The organism is Microcoleus pseudofavosus SVA1_A4 (genome assembly GCF_036700565.1).
GTDB lineage: Bacteria > Cyanobacteriota > Cyanobacteriia > Cyanobacteriales > Microcoleaceae > Microcoleus.
The window spans coordinates 1-11,961 of record NZ_JAUBPE010000127.1; the positions used below are offsets into that span (position 1 = coordinate 1).

Annotated in this window: 9 protein-coding genes; 3 read left to right on the forward strand and 6 right to left on the reverse strand. The window is 49.5% G+C overall.

Features of this window, described 5'->3' with window-relative positions:
• Positions 1-132 precede the first annotated feature (132 nt).
• From QUA02_RS31720 to hpsA, 5 genes are all read right to left on the reverse strand, one after another.
• Positions 133-771: a Uma2 family endonuclease gene (locus QUA02_RS31720; RefSeq protein WP_333033655.1), complete on the reverse strand. Its 639-nt coding sequence runs from the start codon at positions 769-771 to the stop codon at positions 133-135.
• A gap of 117 nt (positions 772-888) precedes the next feature.
• Complete coding sequence (locus QUA02_RS31725) at positions 889-1,506, reverse strand: pilus assembly FimT family protein (protein ID WP_333033656.1); 618 nt, start codon at positions 1,504-1,506, stop codon at positions 889-891.
• Between the two features lie 58 nt (positions 1,507-1,564).
• Positions 1,565-2,620 carry a hormogonium polysaccharide secretion pseudopilin HpsC gene (gene hpsC, locus QUA02_RS31730; RefSeq protein WP_333033657.1) on the reverse strand — a complete coding sequence of 352 codons (1,056 nt, stop codon included), beginning with the start codon at positions 2,618-2,620 and terminating at the stop codon, positions 1,565-1,567.
• Between the two features lie 67 nt (positions 2,621-2,687).
• Positions 2,688-3,365 (reverse strand): hormogonium polysaccharide secretion pseudopilin HpsB, encoded by a 678-nt coding sequence (gene hpsB, locus QUA02_RS31735; RefSeq protein ID WP_333033659.1) that lies wholly within the window; start codon positions 3,363-3,365, stop codon positions 2,688-2,690.
• A 33-nt stretch (positions 3,366-3,398) separates the two neighbouring features.
• On the reverse strand, positions 3,399-8,621 hold the full coding sequence (hpsA, locus tag QUA02_RS31740) for a hormogonium polysaccharide biosynthesis protein HpsA (RefSeq protein ID WP_333033660.1): 5,223 nt from the start codon (positions 8,619-8,621) through the stop codon (positions 3,399-3,401).
• 302 nt (positions 8,622-8,923) lie between these two features.
• Here hpsA and QUA02_RS31745 point away from each other — a divergent pair, with 302 nt between their 5' ends.
• On the forward strand, positions 8,924-9,094 hold the full coding sequence (locus QUA02_RS31745) for a hypothetical protein (RefSeq protein ID WP_333033661.1): 171 nt from the start codon (positions 8,924-8,926) through the stop codon (positions 9,092-9,094).
• A gap of 176 nt (positions 9,095-9,270) precedes the next feature.
• The gene (locus QUA02_RS31750) at positions 9,271-10,035 is read left to right on the forward strand and encodes a sulfotransferase domain-containing protein (RefSeq protein ID WP_333033663.1); all 765 of its coding nucleotides are present in this window, start codon (positions 9,271-9,273) and stop codon (positions 10,033-10,035) included.
• A gap of 696 nt (positions 10,036-10,731) precedes the next feature.
• On the opposite strand, the gene QUA02_RS31755 is transcribed toward QUA02_RS31750, so the two are convergent.
• Positions 10,732-10,860 carry a hypothetical protein gene (locus QUA02_RS31755; RefSeq protein ID WP_333033664.1) on the reverse strand — a complete coding sequence of 43 codons (129 nt, stop codon included), beginning with the start codon at positions 10,858-10,860 and terminating at the stop codon, positions 10,732-10,734.
• Between QUA02_RS31755 and aroF the strand changes: the two genes are divergently transcribed.
• Positions 10,859-11,767, forward strand: a complete 909-nt coding sequence (gene aroF, locus QUA02_RS31760; protein WP_333033665.1) for a 3-deoxy-7-phosphoheptulonate synthase — start codon at positions 10,859-10,861, stop codon at positions 11,765-11,767. The genes QUA02_RS31755 and aroF overlap by 2 nt on opposite strands.
• Positions 11,768-11,961: the final 194 nt, after the last annotated feature.

Consider the following 11,961-nt stretch of genomic DNA (forward strand, 5'->3'; position numbering starts at 1 on the left):
AATTGTAGGGAAACGGCACTGCCGTGTCCTCTATATCATTCCGGTGCAGCCGGAATTGATATGAGCCCGATCGGAGAAATCGCCGGTATTGATTCGATCGCACGGTGTGGATGAGAGTCGTCAGCCCGATCGCTAAATTTGCGCTTTCACCCAACATCGAAAGGCTTTCATGGCGACGTTTCTGCCGGCTGTTTTGCTTTGTTCTAAATATTGGGGGATGAGATGGGCGATCGGGAAATTGGGAAACAGAAGACTGCGATCGCCCTTGACATATTTGCCATCTTGCAATACGCTGATTTCCAGTTTGCGGCCGTTGTAGCGCCACAGTTCGGGTACTCCTAATGCTTCGTAGTTGTTGAGCTGAGTGCGGGAGGTGAGGTCGATTTCTATGGCTAAATCGGGAGGTGGGTCTGTTTCTAAGTTGATGCTGTTTTTGCCTCTGACTGCGGCTTCGTTTTGGATGTAAAAACAGGTATCTGGTTCTACTCCTTCAGCCATTTTTTCATTTTTGAATGTCGTGGAACCGAGAGACCAAAATTCTATACCAAGTTCTTCTAGTAGTGCTTCGACTAAGTTACCAATCAGGACTTTGCCAATTTCGTGTTCGGGTAGGGGAACCATGATTTCTAATGTTCCTTTGCTGTATGAAAGTCGGGATGCGCGACTTTCTCCCAATTCTGTTAGTAGGGTTTCAAACATCGGCCAGGTTATGTCTTTGAGTAATAGTTGATTTCCTGGCTGGACAATTATTTGTTTTAGTTCTAGTAGCATAGTTTGTCTGTTTTAATTTGATTTAAAATATAAAATAATTTATGTTAATATATTTTAGCAATTCCGAACTTATACGGAATTGCTGTTAGAAATTAAGATTAAATTTATTTAAAGCTATCATGGACACCCACCATTTGCTGGATCATTTCCTTCAGCAGTTCTCATTCCTCCTATGATAGTTTCCACGATCGCACATTGCTTACCACCGCCGCCAACAGGAGAAATAGTGACAACAAATCGACTAACATTTGGAGTTACTGATGTATCTAACGGAAGTCCATTTACGTTTCCCAAGTAGTCAAAAGTGATTGAGGTTGCATTAGGAACAAGTGCAATAGTGCCTGGTTTAATTTCGCCTCCAGCGTTTAACGTCTGCGTGCTACCACCCGTGGCTAGTGGCGGGGCAAACGTAACTGTTGGCGGATCGACTGGTGGAACAGAAGAGGGGCCCGAAAATGTAATTGTGACTGCGTTCTTAGTTCGCTTTGCTTCGCTTTGTGCAAGTCGCAATGATTGGAAAACGCGATCGTTCACAGTGCGAACTCTTTGTCTGTTGATAAATGCCAGCCAGCCCGGAGCGGCTATCGAGCTTAGTATACCTAATACCAATACTGTCACCAGCACTTCTAGAAGCGTGAACCCTCCATCGCCCTTTCTGGAGGCAGTATTTTTGTAATTGGGGTTTGCTTTTGTGGCAGAGCTCTGCCAAACTTTTAATAATATTGGGGTTTTCATTTTACTCTCCTGTTTTATCTGCTGGTGGCGCGATTCGGCAATCTGTTTCAGACATCAGTTAGTTCCCTCGCGCGCCTAGACCTTGTACTTGCACGCTTGCTGTTGGGAAAAATGCGGATTTTTTGTCATCATAATCAGCACCGTTGGTTTGAAGGCGTCGGAGGCTGTTTCCTCTGATCGTAACTCTTGCTAAATTTCTTTGTGTATCTACACAAGTGTAGAAGCTGCTACTGTTGGAATTGTGTATTTTTAGTTGGTTTTCTGCGATTGGTTGCGTTGCGGTTCCAACTTGGGTAGTGGGATTTCCTAGAGCAGTGGTACATTGAGTGGATGGTGGTCCTGGGTTAGTGTGATCGATGTAATTAACTAATACATCACCGGGGTTCCAAGCAGCGTTTGCAATGGTCACATTTTGCGTTGGATTACTGATGTCAAAACCTGGCTGACCGACAGTACCTATGTTAAAGGCGTCACTGGGCCTTAGCCCGCCACTACGAGTTCCTAGCTGAGCAACAGTAAAGTAGCGGTCTGCTGGATTTGGAAGTGTCGAGTTAGCCGGATTTCGCAGTCCGTCCTGAATTTGACGTCGAACAATACGGGTAGGACACGTATTAGGATCTCCTGAAGGCTGACACCAAATGCCAGGGCCGCCACTAACTTGGTAGTACGCAACTAATGATAAAACATAGGTATCGTTGCACGGAACTGTACCGCAATCCTTTGGATCATTAGCCGCTATAGGAAGAGAATTATTGAGCTGCTGGCGTTTCCAAAATACAAGAATAGGGGTTTCATTTGCTGGGGTGGGGATGAATTGTCCGTTTACGAGTGTACTGGTTCCAATATTGTCATAGATATAAATTGCTTGACTCAAATCTTGGGCGATGAAATCAACTGCCGCCTGAATGTCTTGCTCGGTGTTTGACTTGACTTGTTCCCTCCTGTCGGTATTCAGCATATCGACTACAAAACCGAGCATCGGCGTAATGATTAAAAATGCCATAATCGATCCGACTAATAGCTCGACTAGAGTCATGCCCTTTTCTGTTTCAGATGCCTTAGAGCGGTTTTGCTGGTGCTGACTTTTGAGAAGCAACCTGAGTAAATTTTTCATTTTGACTTCTTCCTTTGCCGATTGGTGGGAATATTTTTAGTCTATTATTCACAAGGATTTTAATTAATTAGTTACACGCATTGGTGCTGGTACCTTGCAGGCGTGAACAGAGCGATCGATAAGCGGAGGAACCTCCATTTGTAGTTGGGGGAATCTCCGTAGTCATTTCTACAACAGGCATTGTTCGATCGCCCAGTCCCGAACCCACAATAGATTGCTTTCTCGCGTTCCAGGGGTCGCTTTTCAGACCGGGCGCGCCCGGAGCAAAGGAATCTGCTCTATAAACCCGCACCATCAGCTTGTAGCCTATTGTTCTAGGGTCGGTAGTATTCGGAGCAGGAGGGTTTGAACTCTGCCAAGCACCCTGGACGTAAAAGTCTTTGTTGCTGCTGATTTCGCATCCATTACCGTCCACATCAACACAGTACAAAGCATTCGTGTCTGTTAAAATAGGTGCTTGCGCGACTGGTTGCGGTGCGAGCACGCGGGTAGTTGGAAACCCTGGGTTTGTCGGATCGTTGGGTCTCAGAGCCCCCGTCCTGAGAGCGTCAATGTAAGTTCTCGCCGCTTGCGTGGCCAGTTCCGTCCGCCGCGCTTGCACGCGAGTCGCTACTGAGAAAGCCATCACGGGGGCGATCGCAATCATCAGCACCGAAACCACGATCATCGCTACCAACGACTCAATAATCGTGTAGCCGCCATCTCGCGATTGAAGTAAATTTTGCTGTTGTTTTTGCTTGCTCATAAATTAAAACTCCTGTAGTTACCTGACCGAAAGTTATTGGTAGGGGAAAGTCCCGCAATTTTCATTAGCACTACTGGAAGTAGCGGACGGACCAGTTGGTGTCCCGACGACTCCGCATATCAAAGTTTTTATCCACTTGTCATTCCGAGGCACTTCTCGGAAAAACTCGGCCGGTTGATTCGTTGAGGGAGGAGTAGTCAACTTTTGAGTGAACAAGTCTGGTGGCTGAGATAGCAGACCCACGTCATAACCCCAGTTCCTGGTTGGCGCGCTGAAGTATGGAATCCGACCTGCGCCAGTCGCAATGTTGTATATAGTTGGAATAGCAGTCAGCGGCAGTGGAGGATTATTCAATTGAGCGAACACGGTTGCTAACCCTACAGTCGGAATTGGTTGATAAGGCGCGGTACTAAAGGCGCTACGGCTTAACTGAATGAAACTGCCTCGAATATTAGTGGTAATTGCCCCACCCTGCCCCCAGCTTTCCAAGAATCGGGGCAAGTTTTGCAAACCGCCATTAAAGTCGCTGGTGGTAGGGGTGAGGGTTCTCGACGGAGTATCGTTAGCTCCGATGATGAGATTGAAAGTTGTTTGTACAGCTTGCGGTATCCACCCTGTTGCTAGGGCAGTAAGGGTACCTGTTGCATTGCCCGACGTTGCTGTACTCACATTTTGGAGCTGTGAGACTGGGAGTAAGAGCGGCTGGGTGCCGTTATATGTCGCCACTGGTGAATAGGGAGGAGTTGGTTCGGCGGTTGGTGCTAATACTGCTGATGCTAAAGTTGGTAGCCGTGTATTGCTGCCGTCTCTGGTGTCGGGGTTAGCAACGTTGGCGTTGACTAGATACGGTATGGTGCTGCCATCGTAAGTGGGTGTGCCACTAGGTCCGGTCGCAAACCATAGAGAATTTCTGCCAGCAGTAAAGGCAGGAGGAGTAGCAGCAGCAGCAATCGTAGCGCCTCCAGTAATTCCGAAAGGCTGTGGTGGAGTCGTTAGAGGATTTGGCAACAACTGACTTGTTGTTGCATCTCTGTTAAAAGCTACGCGCCGGGGGAATCGCTGTAATGCTGCTATGGGCGGATCGACAGTCGATCCAGCTTGAAAAGTGCTTGCGAGACTAAGAGCCGGAGTAGTGTAGTCAGGCGTGGTGTAATTGAAAGGGGAACCAGCAGCAACAGCAGCAGCAGCAGCAGCGGATGCCGTCTGAGACGCGGATAGCGGATTGATTAACCAGTCTGCATCCCCACACTCAGAAATCGGCAGTTTTGTACAAACTTCCATCAGATACTCTGGGAAAGGCCCGCGCCGCTGGACTGGAGTAACAAAGTTGTTGAAGTAGGAAGAATTCGATCGCAGGCCCAGGGCAGGCGGGGGAGCTGTCAGTGGATTAAGGTAGTCAGCGTCTGTCACCGCTCGACCCACCGCACCTGGAGTACCTACTAAATTGCCGTCGATCGCAAACGCCCCACTAGAAAGTCCGTTAGTAACAAAGTTGTTGTTGAAAAATCCTCTTTGTCGGCGGCGAAGTACGGCATCAGCACCCGCATTGTTTCTTAGGTCAAAGTCTCCCTCATTGCGGAACCCAAAACGGTAATTTTGCGATAGTAGGGTGACAGCATCTGCCAGCACTGTTGCCTGTCTCCAGTAGTCGCCCGTACAGAGCGGCAGCCTGGGGTCGCCCGCGCGACAGGCAAAGCTGGGGTTTAGGGTGTTGCGGGTGTAAAAATTTCCCCAACTTGGTGTCACGATATCTGTAAACTCTTCAACTGGCGTAAAAGTCGGTGTCGCAGGTGGAGTGGCAGGTGCATTTTGCCCGTGGGGGTTAAATTGTCCTTGGATGTAAACTGGCAAGTTCGATACCAAGGTCAGCCCTTTTTCTCTGACTACATCTGCTACGCTAGTGACCGCTGCGGGAGTATCGCCGGTGCCGCGAAATAGGAATTGACCGTTAACCAGCATAATGCCGTTCGGCTTGCGAGTGGGGTCGAGCCTGGAGTCTGCGGGGCTGAGTCTTTTGCTTTGTTGCGCGTCGGCATTTCGATTGCTGCGATCGGGCAGCGCATCGTCCCGGCTGGCATATACAATTCCGCTGTTGGGCAACAGCCATTCGCCAGCACCAAATGTTTGCCCGCGCAGCAAGCCGATATCTAACTGGGTGACGCGAATTTCTAGAGGTTGTCTTTCTTCTAGAGGCTGATTGTAATTGCCTGTTAATACTGCTGCTGGGGGGACTGGTGCTTGGGGGTCGGCAGGCGGAGGACTGCTGAGCGTAAAAGCTTCGTTAACGGGGGTTCTGTCGTCGTCCCGATCGGCCGCTTTGATTTCTCTGCCGTTTAAAAACGCTACTTCTTGAATTGCTCCGTAAGGAATCTGTGCGTTGCTGGGAAGAATAGCACCTCTGAGAATGTCGATCGCGCAATTAGTCGAGTCGATCGCAGCTTGTTGTGCTAGGGTGCGAGCTGCTGGGGCTACTTGCAGCGCCGTTCTCAACGGCCCGTTGGCAAACCTACCGTCGGGGAACACTATGTTGGCTTGTGCCTCTAATACTAGGTCGCCGCTACCAGTCAGCAAGCCGTCACCGTCGGCATCAGAAGCAGCGTTTGGTAGTCTGGATCTGATCGGGGCGGGATAGGCGATACCGTTGTTGGAGCCGATGAATGCCTGCCGCGCTCCGATCGCACGATCTCCGCTCACATCGAAGCTAACATCGGCAAGTGCTGGGGGATTAGTATTTCTGGCCGTAGAAGCGTTGCTGGGGTCGTAGTAGCTGCTGACGCAGGCAAATGGGGTTTGGTTTGGAGTGGGAAGTGTCGGATCGTTAAAGCCGTTGGTGTAGTAATACACTGCCGATGCCCGCATCCGCAAATCGCCTTTGGCATACTTGAGAGTGGCACTTTCTGCAATGCCCGGAAGTAGAGTAGTAGAGGCGACTACCGGAGGTAGCCCCGTACCGTCGGCTGTCGCTCCTGCCGTCCAAGGGGCCCAAGCACCTGTTGCGTTGTCGTATACCTGAGAACCAGGTCCCAGGGGTGACATCGGCATGGTGTCCGGCCAGACTACCGGGTACAGCTCGTTGTTAGCCGTAGTCGCTGGGTCGTCGTAAGTATTGGCGGCCGGAGGGAAAGGAACGGCAGATGCCGGACCTACTTTTTGAACGCCTGCATTTGTCCATCTGGGTGGCGGTAGGAAGGAGTTAGTGCGATCGTACACGCCAGCACTGGTAATTACCCGGAGACCGCCAATGCCGTCGAGGGGATTTTGCGGTATTTGAGCTGCTGATCTTTCCCAGAAACCGTCTCTGAAGGGGGTTGTGGGCGCTTCTCCCCAACCGTTGCCGCGGTCTGTTTCTCCTATGTCGGCGAGCTTGGTGACTTGGGACGTGCGCTGGCGCGTTCCACTACCAACCATTTGTGGATCTTTACCTAAAAATTTTTGTGCTTGGTTGTTCCACCGCTGTGCTGGCAAGTTATTGCCTACCACTATGCGATCGCCCAACCTTTCTTCGTTTGCATTAGGTTTTACTGCCGAGCCATCCGCATTTGTTGTTTCTAGCTGAGCTAGATTGAGGGTGAGTCCTGTCGGGCCGGAGTCACTGCCTGTATCATTGCCAGAGTTTCCTGTTGGAAAGCTCCAACCATCCTGTTGCGGTCTTAAATTTTCGCCACTTCCTTCAATGTAAGAATCCAAGGCTACACCAGGCACGACTCCTGCGTCACTTCCGGGGAGCGGTGGCAGCGGTGCTTCTGCAAAAGGAACTTTCCGCAACCGTTCTTTAAAATAAGATTGCAGCGCATCGGGACGACTTTGAGGATTAGGGCTGCTGACATTCGTCACTTGTTTAACTGACACAGGGTCGTTTACACCAAAACCTGCGGCAGTTGTGGGATCTGCTAATATTTGACCCGCCACCAGTGCATTTAACCGCTGCGAGTAAGCGTTACTGTTGTAGAGTACCTGAAGGCTATTTCCATTAACGGTAACGGATTGATTAGTGCCGTCAATTACTGGTGCACCGGCATCTGGCTGGGCTGTATCTGTTTTGGTTCTGAAAAGATGTACTTCTACTGCGTTTTGATTCGCGTTAGTTGCCGTCCCGTTGATCACGTTGCCACCGACGGCAATTCTGCTATTTTCTTGATCGTAAAAACAAGAGCGTTTGCTGCTAACTTGAAATAGTCTGATGCTTCTGGCAGCGTTCAATCCCGATATCAATAAGTTGCTATTTGTAAATATCCGCCCGTTGAGGTTGAGCGGAGGTCCCGGAGATATATCTAAGTCGTCTTCATATACAACCGCATTATTGCTGAGGGGAATGCGAATTTGGTCTTGCTGATATTCTAGTGCAGATATGCTGGGAGTTCCCGTGAAGGCTGCTGCGGGACCCAACGCAGCAGGTACGGAGCTAGCTTCCGCAGCAGTCATTGGTACATTAACCGTATAAACAAAGAAACTTTTTTTAAGTTTGCCGTCCAGTTTGTACCAGCCGGAATCTCCCACCAAGCTGGCGATGGTATTGCCTGCATCCTCCGTCGCGCACGCGGGGTCTAAGACTCCCAAAGACATCGGCGGGGTTCTGGCATCCAGTGGCTGTCTCGCCCTTGAGAAATTGCCATTAGGGTCGCGCGAAGGAGTTCTAAAAAATATTCCGTATAGCGTAAAAGTGTCAAAGTTGCCGTCGTTATTCGTATCGACTGGATATCTCCAAGCTGTATTTATCGCTTCATTTTCACTGCCTACGCCCCCCAGCCCGCCTTGAGGATCATTCGCGTTAACCGGGGGAGCATTAACGTTGTTAACGGGATACTTAAGTATTAAACGCTCTTCGTCGCCAAACTTATACAAATCCTGCCCTGGAGAAACAGGAACTGCCGACATAACCCGATACAATTCCGCATCGGATGGAGTACCGGTGGGTCTTTGCGGGTCTTCCCGCAGCATATACTCAATCTTCGCTTTTGCCCGATCGAGCGCAGGAGTCGCGGCCGCCAGCACCTGCTGGTTCACGCGCACGTTACGCGCCGTATTCGCCCGATCAAACGATCGCAGCGTAATCGCCACAGTCAACAAAATAACTACCAGCAACACCATCGTCACCGTCGGCAACACAAACCCCGCCACAGGCAGTCTCGCCCTGCGGCCCATTGTCATGAGCGATCGTAGCATTGCTCTCATCAGTCGCTTCGCGCCGGATCTAGTAACACCAGCAATCCGCCGCAGCAGCGATACGATAACTTTGGATAATTTGCTCTTAAACATTGACGCCTTCCCGGATTTTTTCAGAGATGGTATTGCAGGTAGTTACTGCTTGCCTGTACGATCCCATGTTTATTGTTCCCATTTTCCCCAACATCCATATCAGCCCCTTGCACAAATTTACAAAATGTGTACTTGGGCCCAAAAATAAAACCCACAAACCCGCAACGGAACTCTCCGCCGATATATTTTTCCCCGAAAGATTTGCCCCGCAAGGATTTGGGCTCGCGAACTCCACTCTAGTCTAGTTAAATTGAAATGTCAGTGCCCAGCCACCAAATCAGTTCAAGCGGCCAAAAAGTGCGATGTATTTCCCAGCCCGCGCAGGCGGGCTTTGTTTTTGCGATCGCGTTGCTAGCGGTTTCAACCGCCGGAATCTACAATCGAGAATGGGCGATCGAATTTCGGTGATGCGTCAAAGTGCGATCGAATTTCCGCGCTCCGTCAAAGTGCGATCGAGATTAATACCAATTTAATGTGAAGTTGCACATATCCCGATCCCCCTCGCATCCCCCTTAAGAAGGGGAGTAGGGGTTGACTTTGAGTAACTCTTGTCCCCCCCTTATTAAGGGGGGTTAGGGGGGATCGGATTCTACGGGGCCTCATAAAAAATTGGTATAAAATGGCGATCGATTCTCATTAGCTACAACCCATGAAACAAACTCCCAAACCCCCCGACTTCATCATCATCGGTGCCCAAAAAGGCGGAACAACATCGCTTTACGCCTACCTCACCCAACATCCCCAAATCGCCCATGCCACCGAAAAAGAAGTACATTATTTTGACTTAAACTTCGACAAAAGCCCAGACTGGTACTATGCCCAATTTCCCCAGCCAGAAAACGGCCCCAACAAAATAACCGGAGAAGCCAGTCCTTACTACATATTTCACCCCCACGTTCCCCAGCGAATTTATGATTTATGTCCGAAAGTTAAAATCATTATCTTGCTGAGAAACCCAGTCGATCGCGCCATTTCCCACTACTATCATTATATCAGAATAAAATACGAAACCCTCTCACTAGAAGAAGCGATCGCCTCGGAACCCGAAAGACTCAAAGGCGAAAAGGAAAAACTCCTAGCCAACCCAAACTACTACAGTTACGAGTACCAACACCACAGTTATCTAAGCCGCGGCATATACGCCGATCAACTCCCAGCCTGGATGAAACTATTTCCCAAATCCCAAATCTCAATCATCAAAAGCGAAGACTTGTATAGCAACCCATCGCAAATCCTCAACACCGTCCTCGAATTTTTAGACTTACCGCCCCACCAACTAGAAACCTACGGAAAGCACAACTCCAACGAATATCCGCCCATCAGCGAGACAGTATACGAGCAATTGAGAGCATATTTTCGATCGCACAACCAAAGACTAGCCGAAATGTGCGATCGAGACTTCGGCTGGGATTAAAATCCGTAGGGAAACGGCAATGCCGTGTCCAACCTCTTTCGGGAAACGGCAATGCCGTGTCCAACCTCTTTCGGGAAACGGCAATGCCCATTGGTGTCAACAATCGCCTGAAAACCTTTGTATCTCTCGTTTATAGCCGAGTCTCGATCCCCCTAAATCCCCCTTAAGAAGGGGGACTTTGAGTTGTTCCAGTCCCCCCCTTCTTAAGGGGGGCTAGGGGGGATCTGGGCTTAATCGTCAAACAGCAGTCTGTGACTACGTTTGACCTTAAGTTGACACCAATGGGCAATGCCGTGTCCGGCCTCCGTAGGGAAACGGCAATGCCGTGTCCGGCCTCTGTAGCAATGCGGTGTCCAACCTCCGTAGGGAAACGGCAATGCCGTGTCCGGCCTCTTTCGGGAAACGGCAATGCCGTTTCCCTACCTTGACATCCCAGTCTCCCTGTGCTACGTTTAGCAATAGTATTGTGCTTAATTCACAAATCCAACCACTTCACAGAATGTTCACAGCCAACAGCTATTTTTATTTTTGGTATCCCCAAGTTCGCCCGGAGTGAATTGGAAAATTCACTGTGAACATCCGGGCGAACCGCAGATTAACACCTGCGGTTTTGTTTTTTCTAGTTCTTTTCCCAACAACCAATCGAGTACAAGCGAACACACCGATGACATTATTCAGTAACTGGTATTACGGCTTTTATTTCTGGCCCAACAAAAGTTCCGGGTAAATTGTCGCGCTGTCTTTTCGCACCAACCCGGAACTCTTAAAAGTTCCGGGTTTTTTGTTGTCCACCACCCACTTAATTATCCAGGAAAATTCCCCCATGTTAGATGCCAAACTCGTCACTAAATCTCATCCAGAACACCAGACAATTGTCAAACTCTCAGAAACAGTCTCAGTCGGCGGCACAGAATTATTAATAATCGGCGGCCCCTGTACCGTAGAAAGTTCAGAACAAATGGAAACAGTCGCCAGCAAACTCTCCGCCGCACCGGTGCAAGCTTTGCGCGGGGGAGTATACAAACCGCGCACATCTCCCTATGCTTTCCAAGGGATGGGAATTGACGGACTCGAAATTTTAGCCGATGTCAGCCGGCGTTACGGTTTGCCGGTGGTAACGGAGGTAATGTCGATCGCCCAAATCGCACCGGTTGTCACCTATGCTGATATGCTGCAAGTAGGCAGCCGCAATATGCAAAACTTCGAGTTACTAAAGGCGATCGGTCAAGCCGGAAAACCCGTTTTGCTAAAACGCGGTTTGTCAGCCACAATCGAAGAATTTGTGATGGCCGCCGAATACATTCTCAGCCACGGAAATCCTAACGTAGTTATGTGCGAAAGAGGCATCCGCAGCTTCGACAATTACACGCGAAACGTGTTGGATTTGGGTGCAGTAGCGGCGCTGAAACAGTTAACTCATTTGCCAGTAATTGTAGACCCTTCTCACGCAGTCGGCAAGCGAGAATTAGTCGCACCACTAGCAAAAGCAGCCGTTGCTTGCGGCGCAGACGGATTGATTGTTGAGTGTCACCCGCAACCCGAAAAATCCGTTTCCGACGCGCGGCAAGCTCTTTCTTTGCCTGATATGGTAGATTTAGTTGCGAGTTTGCGGCCTGTAGCCGCAGCCGTCGGGCGGTGCGTTGCTGATATTAGTTTGCATTCACAGGCATCAAGTAAATCCCAGACTCCGACAGGGGTTAAAAACCCCTGTCTCATAGCGAAAGTCCTCTAAAAGAAAACTCAAATCTCTAACTTTTAATATCAGACTCTACAGTCGGTTTTAACTGAGATGTTGCACCATTGTCAGCAACAGGCCCGACGACCTGTTCCACTTTAGCTTTGAGGGAGAGGTTTATATCAATTCCGGTTACATCGGAATTAATATTACCCGAAATCAGGACACGGCAGTGCCGTGTCCCTACGATT

Excerpts from the sequence above, each read along its gene's own strand:
- QUA02_RS31720 (WP_333033655.1), bottom strand. The coding sequence starts at position 771 with ATGCTACTAGAACTAAAACAAATAATTGTCCAGCCAGGAAATCAACTA.
- QUA02_RS31725 (WP_333033656.1), bottom strand. The coding sequence starts at position 1,506 with ATGAAAACCCCAATATTATTAAAAGTTTGGCAGAGCTCTGCCACAAAA.
- hpsC (WP_333033657.1), bottom strand. The coding sequence starts at position 2,620 with ATGAAAAATTTACTCAGGTTGCTTCTCAAAAGTCAGCACCAGCAAAAC.
- hpsB (WP_333033659.1), bottom strand. The coding sequence starts at position 3,365 with ATGAGCAAGCAAAAACAACAGCAAAATTTACTTCAATCGCGAGATGGC.
- hpsA (WP_333033660.1), bottom strand. The coding sequence starts at position 8,621 with ATGTTTAAGAGCAAATTATCCAAAGTTATCGTATCGCTGCTGCGGCGG.
- QUA02_RS31745 (WP_333033661.1), top strand. The coding sequence starts at position 8,924 with ATGTATTTCCCAGCCCGCGCAGGCGGGCTTTGTTTTTGCGATCGCGTT.
- QUA02_RS31750 (WP_333033663.1), top strand. The coding sequence starts at position 9,271 with ATGAAACAAACTCCCAAACCCCCCGACTTCATCATCATCGGTGCCCAA.
- aroF (WP_333033665.1), top strand. The coding sequence starts at position 10,859 with ATGTTAGATGCCAAACTCGTCACTAAATCTCATCCAGAACACCAGACA.
- QUA02_RS31755 (WP_333033664.1), bottom strand. The coding sequence starts at position 10,860 with ATGGGGGAATTTTCCTGGATAATTAAGTGGGTGGTGGACAACAAAAAA.